We start from the raw sequence: 14,164 nt of genomic DNA on the forward strand, positions 1-14,164 counted from the left end.
TTCGTCAGGGGCGCGGTCGGGGCCGGGCGATGAGTATGGCCACGTCGTCGTGATCGTCCGGATCGCGCAGCGTGTCCAGGAGCCGGTCGCAGGTTTCGTCCAACGGGCGGTCGGGGCCGTCTAGCACGTCGAGGAGGACGTTCAGACGCTCGTCGATGGCCACGCGGCGTGTTTCGACCAACCCATCGGTGTAGAGGACCAGTTGATCGCCGGGGTACAGAGGGACGGTAACCGCCTCGAAGGGGACGCCACCGACCCCGAGAGGCGTACCCGTGGGCAGATCGAGCAGCTCGGGGCGCTGACCGGTGCGTCTCAGGGCGGGGGGCAGGTGTCCGGCCGCGGCGATGCGGCACCGGTCGTGGTGCGGGTCGTACTCGGCGTAGATGCAGGTGGCGATGTACGGATCCAGACCCGCGGTGATCCTGTCGAGGTGGCGCAACACCTCGGCGGGCGGCAGGTCCAGGCCTGCCAGAGTGGCGGTGGCGGTGCGCAGACGGCCCATCGCGGCGGCCGCGTCGATGCCGCTGCCCATCACGTCGCCCACCACGAGCGCGGTCCTGTCCCCCGCGAGGGGAATGACGTCGAACCAGTCGCCGCCGACCTCCGTGGAGGTTCCGGCCGGCTCGTAACGGGTGGCGACCTCCAGCAGTTCGGGCGGCGCCGGCTGCGGCAGCAGGCTGCGCTGGAGCGTCACCGCGGTGTTGCGGACGCTCTGGTAGAGGCGTGCGTTGTCGAGGGACACCGCGGTCCGGCCGGCCAACTCGCCCGCCAGAGTGACGTCGTCCTCGGTGAAGGGAGCGGGATTGCGGCCGCGCATCAGGCCCAGGACGCCGAACGCCCCGCCCCGGGTGGCCAGCGGTATCGCCAGATACGAATGGATACCGGCGCTGGCCAGGACGGCGGCGGATCCGGCGTCGCGGGCGATGCGCGCCAGATCCCACTCTTCGACGTGTTTCACGATGACGGGGCTGCCGGTCCGTACGCACCGGGTGGGCAGCCGGTCGGCGTCGTAGCTGACCAGGTCGTCGGCCCTCCCCACGGCGCGGTCCGCCTCGGTGAGGCAGCCGGCCTCCACGGCGAGGGTGCGGAAGACCACCGGGCCGTGGGCAGGCGTCGCTGGGCGGCGGTCGTCCAAGGCGGAGTCGAGTACGTCCACGACCGCGATGTCGGCGAGTTCGGGCACCGCGACCTCGGCCAGCTCACGGGCCGTCTGTTCCATCTCCAGGCTGGTGCCGATACGGGCGGAGCCCTCGGCGATCAGGGCCAGGCGCTGCCGGGCCTGGGCCGCCGCTGTGATCGCGCCGTACCGATCGGTGACCTCCACCACCGACGTGGCGACACCCAGCACCTCACCATGGGGATCCTCCAGTCGGTAGACGGAGACGGACCAGGCACGGTCGGTGTCGGGGTCGGCCGGGGTGCGGCCAATGGTGTACTTGTCGACTTGCGGGATTCCGGTCCTGAGCACCTCCCTGACCGCCGCCTCGGACGCGTCGACACTGACGGAGGGCAGGACCTCGCGGAAACCCCGGCCGAGGTGCTCCTTCGCGGACAGGCCGTGCATCCGTTCCATCGCCGGATTGACGGCTACGTACCGTAGATCGGTGTCCAGCACCTCCAACCCGCTCGGCGACTGGTCGATCAGCTGCGTGGACAACGCCACGTCCCGTTTCACCTCACGCAGCTTCGACGCGTCCGTGACGATGCCCAGCGTGTAGAACTCCCCCTGTCCCACCGGTAGTCGTGCGCAGCGAAATTCGACCGGCCGCGTACCGCCGTCCTTGTGCCGGACGGGAAAGACACCGGCCCAGTCCTCGCCGGTCTCCACCATCTGCCGGCACTTGCCGGTCACCAGGTCCATGTACGGCTCATGGACCAGCAGTTGTGCCGCGTTCCGGCCCCGTACCTCCGGCGCGGAGTAGCCGAACAGTTCCTCGGCCCGCGGGCCCCACAACACGATCCGTCCGGCGGCGTCCAGTGCCACCACCGCCACACGGACCGCGTCCAGTACGCCGGTCGGCTGCTCCAATTGTGCGTCGGGTGCGTCGGGTGCGTCGGGTGCGTCGTTGTCGGCGTCGAAGGATTCCGCTTGGGTCATACCGAGCGCTCCTTTCATTTGCCGACGCGCGGTGCTACGCGGCGGAGTCGGGCCCCGTCACCGCCACCTGGGCCGGTCTCAGGAGGTGGTCGCCGACCCGGTAGCCGTGCCGCAGCACCTCGGTGCAGACGGCCTCATGGGCCACGCCGCAGGCGCAGTACGTGATCGCCTCATGGGTGTGGGGGTCGAAGGGTTCACCCGCCGCACCGACGGTCCGCAGGCCCAGCGCCGCGAGCCCGTCCTGGAGCGTGCCGGAGAGAACCGCCGCTGCGCCGTGGTCGTCGCCCTGCCGGTGGACCTCCTCCACGACATCCAGGACCGGAAGCAGACCGGTGAGGACATTGACCACGGCGATCTCCCGTATCGCCAGGCGGTCGCGGCGCACCCGTTTGCGGTAGTTGTCGTATTCGGCTTTCAGTCGCTGCAGGTCCGCGGTCAACTCCGCGATCTGTTCACGCAGTCGTGCTTCGTGCAGTCGTGCATCATGCGGTCGTGCCTCGTCCAGCCGTGCACCTTCGGCTTCCGCTTCCGCCCGATCGGGCCCCGCGTCCGGGCGGTGCCGGGGCGGGAGGGTGACCGGGGCGGGCCCGCGCCAGTCACGCACCAGCACAAGTGGCCGCTCGCCCTGATGCCGAAGGTGCGGGTTCTTGTTCATCCGGTGTCTCCCTTCTGCTCGTCGTCGACGATCTCCGCGTCGACGACCTCCTCCTCACCGGTGTCCGTGCCTCCGGGCGTGCCACCGCCGGCCGTACCGCCTCCAGTGGACTGGCCGCCCTGCGCCTGCGCGTACAGGGCGGTACCGATCCGCTGAGCGGCCGCCGCCGCCTTCTCGGTGGCGGTACGGATCTCGGCGGTGTCGTCGCCCTTGAGCTTCTCCTTGACCTCGGCCAGGGCGGCCTCGGTCTCGGAACGCACATCCGCCGGGATCTTGTCCGCGTTGTCCCGCAGCAGTTGCTCGGTCTGGTAGACCAGACCCTCCGCCTGGTTGCGGGTCTCGGCGGCCTCGCGGCGGCGGTGGTCCTCCTCCGCGTACTGCTCGGCCTCGCGCACCATGCGGTCGATGTCGTCCCTGGGCAGCGAGGAGCCGCCGGTGACGGTCATCTTCTGTTCCTTGCCGGTGCCGAGGTCCTTGGCGGTGACGTGCATGATGCCGTTCGCGTCGATGTCGAACGCGACCTCGATCTGCGGGACGCCGCGCGGGGCCGGCGGCAGGCCGGTCAGCTCGAACATGCCGAGCTTCTTGTTGTACGCCGCGATCTCACGCTCGCCCTGGTAGACCTGGATCTGGACGGACGGCTGATTGTCCTCGGCCGTCGTGAAGATCTCGGAACGCTTGGTCGGGATCGTGGTGTTGCGCTCGATGAGCTTCGTCATGATGCCGCCCTTGGTCTCGATACCGAGGGACAGCGGGGTGACGTCGAGCAGCAGGACGTCCTTGACCTCGCCCTTGAGGACACCGGCCTGGAGCGAGGCACCGATCGCGACGACCTCGTCCGGGTTCACACCCTTGTGCGGGTCCTTGCCGGTCAGCTCCCTCACCAGCTCGGTCACCGCGGGCATCCGCGTCGAACCGCCCACCAGAATCACATGGTCGATGTCCGACACCTTGATCCCGGCATCCTTGACCGCGTTGTGGAACGGACCCTTGCAGCGCTCCAGCAGAGGCGCCGTGAGCTGCTCGAACTGTGCACGCGTCAGCTTCTCGTCCAGATGCAGCGGGCCCTCGGCCGACGCCGAAATGTAGGGCAGGTTGATCGACGTCTCGGTCGCCGACGACAGCTCGACCTTCGCCTTCTCCGCAGCCTCGCGCAGACGCTGGAGCGCCATCTTGTCCTTGGACAGGTCGACGCCGTAGCCGTTCTTGAACTGCTTCACCAGATGGTCGACGACCTGCTGGTCCCAGTCGTCACCACCGAGGTGGGTGTCACCGTTGGTCGCCTTCACCTCCACCAGGCCCTCGCCGATCTCCAGCAGCGATACGTCGAACGTGCCGCCACCGAGGTCGAACACGAGGATCGTCTGGTCGTTCTCCTTGTCCAGGCCGTAGGCCAGCGCGGCGGACGTCGGTTCGTTGATGATCCGCAACACTTTCAGGCCCGCGATCTGTCCGGCCTCCTTGGTCGCGGTGCGCTGAGCGTCGTTGAAGTACGCCGGGACGGTGATCACCGCGTCGGTGACGTCCTCCCCGAGATGGGCCTCGGCATCCCGCTTCAGCTTCTGCAGCACCCGGGCGGAGATTTCCTGCGCGGTGTACCGCTTGCCGTCGATGTCGCCGGACTCGGGGAAACGCCAATGCGGATCCCCCATGTGCCGCTTGACCGACCGCGCCGTGCGCTCGACGTTCGTCACCGCCTGCCGCTTCGCGACCTCGCCGACCAGCACCTCGCCGTTCTTCGCGAACGCGACCACCGACGGAGTGGTCCGCGCGCCCTCGGTGTTCGAGATGACCGTCGGCTCGCCGGCTTCGAGCGCGGACACCACGGAGTTCGTCGTTCCCAGGTCAATGCCCACTGCCCGCGCCATCGCTCCTCCTTTGCGCGTCATCATCCGCATGACATCGCATTTGTCATCCTTTGGACGACATTTTACAACCGGATGGAGCTGAAGCGCATGGGCAGATCGAGGCGGTGACGATGTTCTCGGTGCGGGCGAGACGGCGGGCGGTTCCCGGCACTCGGTGACGTCGACAGGATGTCGACAGGGGTCGAGCCGGTGGCTCCGGCGTGCGGGCGGGCGATGCGGGATCGGGCGTGGACACAGCGGCTCCGGAGTGCGGTGATGTTCCGCCGGGTACACGGTGAGGTCATAGGACCGACCTGCCGATCGTCCTCCACGGCCCCTGGTCGGCCGCGTGGCGAAGACGCACGGTCGGTCACGGGACACGGGAAAGGGCCGAAGTACCCGCACCCCGCGCCGAGGGGCGATGAACCTGACCCGAGAAAGGGACCGTAATGGTTCACGGCGGCAACGTGATTTCTGAGCTCGCGGCCGATCGTCGTGAGGTGGAGGAGTTCTTCGCCCGGATCGAGGTGCAGCCGGTCGATCACCCGCAGCGGCGTGTGCCGGCGAACCGGCTGACGGCGGAGCTGGTGCGGCACTCGGTGGCCGAGGAGATGCACCTGTATCCGACGGTTCGCAAAGATGTCCGCGACGGCGAAGGGCCGACGGCCGAGGAACTCGCCGAACACGCCCGGGTCGAGCAGATGCCGCGTCCGTGACCTGCTGAGCGGCCACACCACCTGAGCCTGAAGACCCGGCGCCGCCTCGCCACCCATCACCTGGACGACTGGTTCACCGGAAGGAGCATCGAATGCCGGCCCTCGAACGGATCACGCCGGTCGCCGGGGCGCCCTGCTGGGTGAACCTGATGGCACGCGATCTGCATGCGGCGCAGTCCTTCTACACCGAGGTCATGGACTGGGAATTCGGTGCCAGTACCCTCGGGCGCAACTTCTCCGTCGCCATGGCGCACGGCGAACCCGTCGCCGGAATCGGAGCCTGTTCACCCGGCGGCCCTCCCGCCGTCTGGACCCCGTACTTCGCCGTCCGCGACGCCGACGAGACGGCCGACCGGGTCCGGGAACGCGGCGCCACGCTTGCGATCGGTCCGCTGAAGCTCGGCGCGGGGCGCGCCGCTCTCGCCGCCGACCGTGACGGGGCCATCTTCGGTTTCTGGGACGGCCCGGCCCTGGCCTGGTCGGTGGGGCGGGGCAGCGCCCCCGCGCGGCTCGACCTGCAGACCCGCCACGCGTTCGAGGCCGCCATCTTCTACGCCGAGGTCTTCGACTGGGCCCAACCGTCCGGCGGCTGCACGGTCGATTACGCGCAGGACCACGTCCTTGTCCAGCTCGAGGGACACACCGTCGCCACCCTGCGAGGCGGAGGCATCGAAACGGCCCCGGACCCGAAGATCAGGCCCCGGTGGATGGTCGACTTCCACGTCCAGGACAGCAAAAAAGCCGCCGCGGCCGCCATCGACGCCGGGGGCGAATCCTCACCGGTTCCCTCACTCGCCGGTTCCGCGCAGGACGCCTTCGTCATCCGCGACCCGGACGGCGGTTTCTTCACCGTGTACGACGACTGACGGGGCGGGACACCGACTCCTGGTCCCGCCCTCGGACGCGGCCGTTTGACGTTACTGCCCGCGGTGCCCCGGCGCGACCACGGGCAGTACGCATGAGCCCGTGGGACTCGGCGTGCGATGGACATGGCCCGAGCGCGTCGGCTCGTGCGGTCACGAGGTTCTGCCGACCTCTCGTAGAGGAGTTGTTCCCCATCACGACAGAAGTACGCGACAGGCCGCCCGCGAGGCCATGGCCGGCGGATGACCGACGGCAAGAGGAGCAGGGCACGCTTGGGCCACCACGATCAGAGGCCCGACGACCCCGGACGAGTGAGCCCGTCCGGCCGAGGCTGTCGTCCAGGCGCCGGCCCGGCAACACCCGGGCTTCGACCTCGGCCGGTCAGCAGTCAGTCCGGCGACGCAACGGTACGGACGGCCGACTCGCTCCTCCTCGCGGCGGGCGCCCGCTTCGACGTGCTCGTGCAAGGCGGTCCGGCCGGCCGTACCCAGCTGCAGACGCTCCCGTACAACACCGGGCGGGCCGGTAACAAGTTCCCGCAGGCGACCCTGGCGACCTTGGTGTCCGAAGGACCTTCCGCGCAACCGGTGGCCCTGCCCTCGGCCTTCGCGCCGGTCGTGGACCTGAGCCGCCCGGCGCACCGTCGTGTTCTCCGAGAACAAGGACGGCAGCAAGGACTACATCAACGGCAAACAGTTCGACCCGAACCGTGTGGACATCCGGTCCAAGCTGAACACGGTCGAGGAGTGGACCGTGCGCAACAACAGCAACGAAGAACACTCGTTCCACGTGCACGTCAACAAATTCCAGTTGATGAGCATCAACGGCCGACCGCACCACGGCCACGGCCTGCAGGACACGGCGAGCGTGCCCGCCAAGGGGCAGCTCGTCGTCCGGATCCGCTTCAGGAACTACACCGGCAAGACCGTCTATCACTGCCACATCCTCAACCACGAGGACGCGGGCATGATGGCAGTGCTGGAGATCGTCAAGTAACACCGGCGCCCGCAGCACCATCCTAATAGTGCAGATGTTCGAATGCGAGGTACGCTGCATACATGGCATCGCACCAGCTCCAGGGGTCCCTGTTCGATCAGAGCGACGACGTGCGTCTACGCCCACTGCATGGGCTCCGCAGAACAGAGCTCGGCGACGGCGCCTGGGTCGACCTCCTGCCGGGCTGGGTGAGTGGCGCCGACGCCCTGTTCGAACAGCTGGCCACGGACGTTCCCTGGAAGGCCGAACGACGACAGATGTACGAGCGGGTCGTGGACGTGCCGCGCCTGCTCGCCTTCTACCGCGCCGGTGAACCGCTGCCGCACCCCGTCCTCGACGAGGCGCGGCAGGCGCTCTCCGCACACTACGCCGCCGAACTCGGCGAACCCTTCACGACGGCAGGCCTGTGCCACTACCGCGACGGGCGCGACAGCGTGGCCTGGCACGGCGACCGCATCGGCCGGGGGGCCCGCGAGGACACGATGGTCGCCATCCTCTCCGTAGGGGCGCCCAGGGACCTGCTGCTGCGCCCGTGCCGTGGCGGCGATGTCGTCCGGCGGCCACTCGGACACGGCGACCTGATCGTGATGGGCGGATCCTGCCAGCGGAACTGGGAGCACGCCATCCCCAAGACCGCGAGGGTCGCGGGAGGGCGAATCAGTATCCAGTTCCGGCCGCACGGGGTGCAGTGATCCCTCGCTACGCAGGGGAACGCACGCGCACGATGGACGCTCCATCGCTTTTGGACACAGTCGGCGAAACCCGGACAAGGAATCGGTGAACGCACCTCAGCAACCCCACGGCCCTTCCGCACAGGTAGCAGATCGAGCTTGACGGGGCGGGTCACCCGGCGCTCCGGTCGGCGGGGCTGAACGTTTCTGTCGGCGCGGTGTACTCGCGCGTCGAATGCGGACGGGTTGCCCTGGCCTGAGGGGGGTGAACCGGTGCCGGCGTGGCAGGTGTGCCCCTCGGGGCCGGACTTCGCTCCGAGTGGCGTCGGCGCACAGGCCGGGGCGATTCTGGTGGAGACGGCCCAGCGGGGAACCAGGACGTGCCCACTGGGGCGAGGAAAGTCATCTGCTGCCGTGAGTTCTGGAACCGTGTTACCCGCATGCGGCATGACCGCCGGATTCCCGTGGAGGAGAAAGGACCGATGAGCGGAAAGCTGACAGGCAGGAAGGCCCTGGTCACCGGCGGCGCACGAGGGATCGGCGCGGCTGTGGCCCGCAGGCTCGCCGCTGACGGAGCCGACGTGGCGATCAACTACCGGAGCAGCGGCGACGCGGCCGAAGCACTCACCGCCGAGATCACCGCCGACGGCCGCCGCGTGGTCGCGATCAAGGCGGACGTCAGCGATCCGGACGAGATCCGGCGGCTGGCCGATCAGGCCGCCGAGGCTCTTGGTGGACTGGACATTCTCGTCAGCAACGCAGGAATTGAGTACTTCGGCAAGCTGGACGACGTCACCCCCGCCGACTTCGACCGTGTCTTCGCCACCAACACACGAGCCCAGTTCTTCGCCGTACAGAACGCGGTACGGCATATGGGCGAGGGAGGGAGGATCGTACTGACGTCATCGCAGAGTGCCCACAAGGCGGTTTTCTACCACGCCCTTTACGCGTCGAGTAAGGCCGCCGTCGAATGCATCGCGCTCAACCTCAGCCCCGAACTCGGCCGGCGCGGCATCACCATCAATGCCATCGCGCCCGGGGGAACCGTCACCGACATGTCCGCTCACGCGGCTTCCCACTACGTCCATCCCGACGTCGACACTGATTTCCACGACCTCATTCGCACCGCCAGTTCGCTCGGGCGGATGGCCCAGCCCTCCGAAATCGCCGCGGTGGTCTCGTTCCTGGTATCGGACGATGCCTCGTTCGTCACCGGCCGTACCATCCAGGTCGACGGTGGCTGGTTCTGACCCCCGGGAGGGCAGGGTCGCGCCATGGAGTAACAGGTGGTCGGGGGTGGCATCACAGCGTCTTGCGGGGCCTTTTCGTACCACCACAGCCGTCACCCGCACATGAACGGGGCGCTGAGCGCTGGAGTCGGCGGGCGACACCCCTTTCGGGGCCTTCGGAGGACATGGGGCACCGGCGGAACTCCGTGGCATCGGCCGATGCATCTCCCATCAGAGATCGGTTCCCGCGTTGGGTGAAGGGCCGTAGAAGCATTGAGGGCCGGGCGGAAGGCCGCGATACTGACGCCCGGCCCACGGGGAATCAAGGGAGGACACATGAGCCAGGTCGTCACAGGGACCATGGTGCGCGTCGAGAACGTCCACAAGTCGTACGGTCAGGGAGCCGCCGCCGTCCATGCCCTGCGCGGCGTCTCCTTCGACATCCCCCGCGGTCAGCTCGTTGCGCTCAAGGGGCGCTCGGGCTCCGGGAAGACCACCCTGCTGAACATCGTCGGAGGGCTCGATGCGCTGGACCGGGGCCGGGTCACCGTGGAGGGCCTGGATCTGTCGGAGCTCGGCGAGGACGGCCTGCTGGCGCTGCGCCGGGACCGGATCGGCTTCGTCTTCCAGTCCTTCGGCCTCATCCCGATCCTGACGGCCGCGGAGAACGTGGGCGTGCCGATGCGCATGCGCCGGGCCGACGTACGGGAGCGCGAGGAGCGAGTCGAGCTGCTGCTGTCCCTGGTGGGCCTCGCCGACCACGCGGCCCAGCGGCCCGGCGAGCTCTCCGGCGGCCAACAGCAGCGGGTCGCCATCGCCCGCGCCCTGGCCAACAACCCCTCGTTGCTGATCGCCGACGAGCCCACCGGCCAGCTGGACGCGGAGACCGGCCATGCCGTGATGGAACTGCTACGGGCGGTCGTGCGCAGCGAACAGGTCACCGCCCTGGTGGCCACGCATGACGCGACGCTGCTCGACCTGGCCGACCGGGTGCTGGAACTGCGCGATGGGGAGATATGGGACGGGACGGGGGAGTAGGCCGAGCCGTCGCCAAGGCGCGTTGATGTGGCGAGCGGCCGGCGCACCTGCTGTTCGGTCACGGCCGGCGATCAGCTGTGCCCGCTGTCGTCCGGCCATACGGTGATGTGGTCCTCCTCCAGATCCAGCGCCACCCGGTCGCGCATGCCCAGCGCCCTCGTGTACTCGGAGGGCAGCTGGAGGCGGCCGGCCCGGTCGAGCATCGCGTACTCGCGGGCCACCAGCGTCTCGTGGCCGGTGGTCTCGTCGACCTCGCTGCGGCGCAGGACCTCCGTGGAGGTGCGGCCGTCGCGGATGGCGACCGTGCGGCGAACCTCGGTGGCCACGGCGCGGTCATGGGTGACGATGACGATTGTGGTGCCCAGCTCCTCGTTCGCCGTGCGGAAGGCGGCGAAGATCTGCTGGGCGGTGTGGGAGTCGAGCTCGCCGGTGGGTTCGTCGGCGAGCAGCACCGCCGGGTCGCAGGCGAGGGCGACGGCGATCGCGACCCGCTGCTGCTGACCGCCGGACATCTCATGCGGGCGGCGATCCCGGCAGTCGGCGACCTGGAGCAACTCCATCAGTTCCAGGGCACGTTCGGCGCGGGCCCGGGAGCGGCGTCGCCCGCCCGCCAGCTGGAGGGGCAGGGCGACGTTCTGGGCCGCGGTGAGATACGGCAGCAGGTTGCGGGAGGTCTGCTGCCAGATAAAGCCGACCACCTTTCGCCGGTAGTGCAGACGGTCCTTCGCGGTCATGGCCAGCAGGTTGTGGCCGGCCACCTGGGCCGCCCCGGCGGTGGGGGTGTCCAGGCCGGCCAGGATGTTCATCAGGGTGGACTTGCCGCTGCCCGAGGCGCCCACCAGGGCCATGAGTTCGCCTTCGCGGACGAGCAGGTCGAGGCCCTGGAGGGCCTGCACCTCCACGCCGTCCGCCGAGAAGATACGGACCAGACGGTCGCAGGTGATGAGGGCGTCGTGGCCGTAGGCGGGCCGAGCGCGGGTGGCGGTCGCCTTGTCGGCCAGTTCGGCGAGGGTGGGATTCGTCGTCATCGGGCTCCTTGGTCAATGGGGGGCGCGGCCGGCCGGGTGCGCGCCGGGGCTGCCGCGTGCGGCCGAGGGCCGCCAGGGTGGGGCCAGGGCCACCGAAACCGCCAAGGCCTGGGGCCGGGGCCGCCGAGTCCGCCGGGGTCAGGGGCCAAAGTCGCCGGAACCACCGGAGCCCCTGGGGTCTGGTGCCGTGACCGGAGGCGCCGGAGCCCCCAGGGTCTGGCGCCGAGGCCGCCGGGCTTTGTCGCCGGGGCCGCCGGGGACGGGGTGCGCTGCCCTTCTCACTTCGTGTCACCTGCTCTCAACTCCCGCACCGCTCCTCTCCTCCCCGCCCACCACGCCTGTACGCCGGCGATTCCCACCGTCACAGCCACCACGGCCAGCGCCGGCACCGTCAGCGACCAGGCGTCGGTGTGCAGCGGGGTCTGCTCCAGGGCAGCGACCGAGGGCGGTAGGGCCACTGCGGTCAGGTCCATGCCGGGGGAAAGCAGGCGGATCGCGGCCCAGCCGGTCAGGACGCCGCCCGCCGCGGCGAGCACGGCCTGGGGCAGGGACTCCAGGACGAGCAGACGGCGGCCCTGCGGACGGGTGAGGCCCATGGTGCGGAGGCGGGCGAGCAGCGCGATGCGCTCGGGAGCGGCGCGCAGGAGTGACAGGAGCAGCGCGAGCACGGCGTATCCGGCGCCTGCCGCCACCGTCGCCGTGTAGAGGTGCTCCACGCCGGACTGGAGGGGGGAGTCGACGTACCGGGCTCTCTCGTCGGCGCGGAGGCGGACCGAGGCCGCGTCTCCGGCCGCCTCGCGAAGGGCACGGCCGTCCGCTTCCGGGCCCGTCACCAACAGCGTCGTCGGCCTGGCCGCCGTGGCGCCGAGGCCGGCGCGGTCCACCACCAGGAAGTCGGCGCCCATCACGGCCGGAGTGACGTCCCGGACGAGGACGATGCGGACGGTGACACTGCTGCCGTCCTCCATGCCGACGGGGAACGGAGCCGAGCCGTGGGCGTCCGCCACGCTCGGGGAGGCCACGGCGGGCAGCACGGCGCCGGTCCCCAGGCCGCCCCGGCCCTTCTTCAACACTCCTTCGGAGAAGGCACCGAGCCCCGTCCGCCTCGTCAGCTCCGCGTAGCCGCCGGGATCCACGCCCACCAGCGGCACCTCCTGGCGCCCGTCGTTCGGCTTCGCCCGGTACGCGACGCTCACCGCCGCCACGCCCCGCACGCCGGAGACCCGGCGCACCCGGTCGGTCAGCCCCGCGGGCAGGGAATCCACCATCGACTCCAGCCGGGCGTCGGCCCCGACGGCGAGGAGCGCCGAGTGGTCCCGGGCCTCGGCGATGCCCGCCAGGACCGAGCCGCCGAACGAGGCCGTGGTGAGGGCGGTGAGCAGGGCGAGCAGCGGCAGCACCGCGGACGCGGAACTGCGACCGGCCCGGGCCAGGGACAGATGGCTCACCACACCGCGCAGTCGCCCGGCCGGGCCGGCCATGCCACGCAGGGGAAGGGGGTAGAGGCGGACCAGCAGCAGCGCGGCGATCACCCCCACCAGCACGGGCGCCGCCGAGATCAGCTGATCGCCGGACCCGCCGGACGTGCCCTGCCGGCGCAGGGTCACCACCGCGCCGGCGGCCACCGTCACCAGAGTCAGCTCCGCGACCGTACGTCGCCGGGACGGTCGTACGGACGTCACGTCCTGGCGGAGCGCGGGGATGCGGACTAGCCGGTGGGCGGCCGCCGCGCGCAGGGGGAGGGCGGCGCAGGCGACGACCGTGACCGCGAGGGCGGCCAGTACGGCGGGCAGGGCCCGGGCGCCGGGGAGGGCCCACACCGCCACGGCCAGGCCGAGCGCCCCGGCCGGGACGGCGACCACTGCCGTCTCCGCGAGCAGGCGGGCGGCGAGGCCCGGCAGCGAGGCGCCGCGGGCGCGCAGCAGGGCCAGTTCGGTGCGGCGGCGCTCGGCGGTCAGGCCGCCCGCCATCGCCAGGACGACGGCGGCGACCGTACCGCTACCGAACGCCGCGACCGAGATCAGCGCAGAGACGCCGGAGTGCAGGCGGGAGTAGGAGGCGAGCACGTCGTCGAGGTCGGTTTGGGCGTCCATGAGGGGGTCGATGGCCGTGCGCAGCTGCTGGAGGCCAGGGCCCGACTCCAGGGCGGCGAGCGAGGACTTGAGCGCGCCCAGGTCACGGTGGTGCAGGGTGTTCGGGTCGGGGGCCAGCCGCCAGTAGCGATAGGGCAGTCCCTCGATGCCCAGGAGCGCGGGGGCGGCCTCGGACGGCAGCAGCAGGGCACCGAGCCAGTACCGGGGCGAGTCCGGGTCGGAGGGCGATATCCGCATCAGCGCGGGCGTGCGCAGCAGGGTGTCCGTCGCCCAGTAGGCGCCGTCCCGGTCGTGCGGGGCGACGATGCCGGTGACCCGGACGGCGAGCGCGTCCCGACCCGCGCCGGGGACGTGCAGGACCGACCCCACCTTGATGCGCAGGCTCTTGGCGGTCTCCGTGCTGACCGCCGCCTCCACCTCGGGCGTCGTCGCGGTGACCGTGCCGGACGCGCGTGGCAGACGGCCCTCGCTCAGCCGGGCGTGGTCGGCCAGGCCCGCCTGCGCGACGAGGGCGACCCGGGCGGGCAGCCCGCTCGGCCGGGGCAGCCAGGGCTCGGGCACCTCCTGGTTGACGGAAGTGGTCACGCCGTACGACGACTGGCTGAGGTCGGGGACGAAGGGGCGCCGGACCGTGCCGAGGATGCTGTCGTACTGGCGCTTCACGGTGGCGGGGCGCAGTGCTTGCTCGCGCTGGTCCTGCGGCAGGTCCGGCAGGGGCGCCGGGGCGAACAGACTGACGACGCTCCGGGAGTGGGACACCTGTTCGACGGAGCGGCGCAGGCCCGCGTCCTCGTACCGCTCCAGCGCGCGCGGGAACGCGGCGGCCAGGCAGGCGGTCACCGCCACCAGCAGCGCGAGGGCGAGAGAGGCGCCGGGGGCCGATCGCAGACGGGTGCGGACCCAGGGGGCGGCGGTACTTTTCACACGCC

11 protein-coding genes are annotated in these 14,164 nt (G+C 70.6%); 6 read left to right on the forward strand and 5 right to left on the reverse strand.

Annotated features, from left to right (window positions below; genetic code table 11):
- Positions 1 to 4 precede the first annotated feature (4 nt).
- The 3 genes from OH735_RS34200 to dnaK are packed head-to-tail and all read right to left on the reverse strand — an operon-like array spanning position 5 to position 4,621.
- On the reverse strand, positions 5 to 2,098 hold the full coding sequence (locus OH735_RS34200) for a SpoIIE family protein phosphatase (protein WP_406385517.1): 2,094 nt from the start codon (positions 2,096 to 2,098) through the stop codon (positions 5 to 7).
- 34 nt (positions 2,099 to 2,132) lie between these two features.
- Positions 2,133 to 2,753, reverse strand: coding sequence for a nucleotide exchange factor GrpE (grpE, locus tag OH735_RS34205; protein ID WP_406385518.1), 621 nt, complete (start codon positions 2,751 to 2,753; stop codon positions 2,133 to 2,135).
- A complete protein-coding gene (gene dnaK / locus OH735_RS34210) occupies positions 2,750 to 4,621 on the reverse strand; it encodes a molecular chaperone DnaK (RefSeq protein WP_406385519.1) in 1,872 nt (623 codons plus the stop codon). Before dnaK ends, grpE begins: the two co-directional genes overlap by 4 nt.
- A 428-nt stretch (positions 4,622 to 5,049) precedes the next feature.
- On the opposite strand from dnaK, the gene OH735_RS34215 reads away from it, so the two are divergent.
- The 6 genes from OH735_RS34215 to OH735_RS34240 all read left to right on the forward strand — a co-directional run bounded on the left by OH735_RS34215 (position 5,050) and on the right by OH735_RS34240 (position 10,114).
- Entirely contained in the window at positions 5,050 to 5,316 is a 267-nt protein-coding gene (locus tag OH735_RS34215; protein WP_406385520.1) for a hemerythrin domain-containing protein, read from the forward strand.
- A gap of 92 nt (positions 5,317 to 5,408) precedes the next feature.
- A complete protein-coding gene (locus tag OH735_RS34220; RefSeq protein ID WP_406385521.1) occupies positions 5,409 to 6,182 on the forward strand; it encodes a VOC family protein in 774 nt (257 codons plus the stop codon).
- A gap of 643 nt (positions 6,183 to 6,825) precedes the next feature.
- Positions 6,826 to 7,176: a multicopper oxidase domain-containing protein gene (locus OH735_RS34225; RefSeq protein WP_406385522.1), complete on the forward strand. Its 351-nt coding sequence runs from the start codon at positions 6,826 to 6,828 to the stop codon at positions 7,174 to 7,176.
- A 62-nt stretch (positions 7,177 to 7,238) separates the two neighbouring features.
- A complete protein-coding gene (locus OH735_RS34230) occupies positions 7,239 to 7,868 on the forward strand; it encodes an alpha-ketoglutarate-dependent dioxygenase AlkB (protein ID WP_406385523.1) in 630 nt (209 codons plus the stop codon).
- A gap of 461 nt (positions 7,869 to 8,329) precedes the next feature.
- Positions 8,330 to 9,097: an SDR family NAD(P)-dependent oxidoreductase gene (locus tag OH735_RS34235; RefSeq protein ID WP_406385524.1), complete on the forward strand. Its 768-nt coding sequence runs from the start codon at positions 8,330 to 8,332 to the stop codon at positions 9,095 to 9,097.
- 315 nt (positions 9,098 to 9,412) lie between these two features.
- Positions 9,413 to 10,114 (forward strand): ABC transporter ATP-binding protein, encoded by a 702-nt coding sequence (locus OH735_RS34240; RefSeq protein WP_406385525.1) that lies wholly within the window; start codon positions 9,413 to 9,415, stop codon positions 10,112 to 10,114.
- A 71-nt stretch (positions 10,115 to 10,185) separates the two neighbouring features.
- Here OH735_RS34240 and OH735_RS34245 read toward each other — a convergent pair whose 3' ends face one another.
- Positions 10,186 to 11,142 carry an ABC transporter ATP-binding protein gene (locus tag OH735_RS34245; RefSeq protein ID WP_406385526.1) on the reverse strand — a complete coding sequence of 319 codons (957 nt, stop codon included), beginning with the start codon at positions 11,140 to 11,142 and terminating at the stop codon, positions 10,186 to 10,188.
- Between the two features lie 278 nt (positions 11,143 to 11,420).
- Positions 11,421 to 14,159, reverse strand: coding sequence for an FtsX-like permease family protein (locus OH735_RS34250; protein ID WP_406385527.1), 2,739 nt, complete (start codon positions 14,157 to 14,159; stop codon positions 11,421 to 11,423).
- Positions 14,160 to 14,164 lie beyond the last annotated feature (5 nt).

Origin of the sequence: Streptomyces sp. NBC_01618 (genome assembly GCF_045209435.1) — a bacterium.
Lineage (GTDB): Bacteria > Actinomycetota > Actinomycetes > Streptomycetales > Streptomycetaceae > Streptomyces.

Excerpts from the sequence above, each read along its gene's own strand:
- OH735_RS34200 (WP_406385517.1), bottom strand. The coding sequence starts at position 2,098 with ATGACCCAAGCGGAATCCTTCGACGCCGACAACGACGCACCCGACGCA.
- grpE (WP_406385518.1), bottom strand. The coding sequence starts at position 2,753 with ATGAACAAGAACCCGCACCTTCGGCATCAGGGCGAGCGGCCACTTGTG.
- dnaK (WP_406385519.1), bottom strand. The coding sequence starts at position 4,621 with ATGGCGCGGGCAGTGGGCATTGACCTGGGAACGACGAACTCCGTGGTG.
- OH735_RS34215 (WP_406385520.1), top strand. The coding sequence starts at position 5,050 with ATGGTTCACGGCGGCAACGTGATTTCTGAGCTCGCGGCCGATCGTCGT.
- OH735_RS34220 (WP_406385521.1), top strand. The coding sequence starts at position 5,409 with ATGCCGGCCCTCGAACGGATCACGCCGGTCGCCGGGGCGCCCTGCTGG.
- OH735_RS34230 (WP_406385523.1), top strand. The coding sequence starts at position 7,239 with ATGGCATCGCACCAGCTCCAGGGGTCCCTGTTCGATCAGAGCGACGAC.
- OH735_RS34235 (WP_406385524.1), top strand. The coding sequence starts at position 8,330 with ATGAGCGGAAAGCTGACAGGCAGGAAGGCCCTGGTCACCGGCGGCGCA.
- OH735_RS34240 (WP_406385525.1), top strand. The coding sequence starts at position 9,413 with ATGAGCCAGGTCGTCACAGGGACCATGGTGCGCGTCGAGAACGTCCAC.
- OH735_RS34245 (WP_406385526.1), bottom strand. The coding sequence starts at position 11,142 with ATGACGACGAATCCCACCCTCGCCGAACTGGCCGACAAGGCGACCGCC.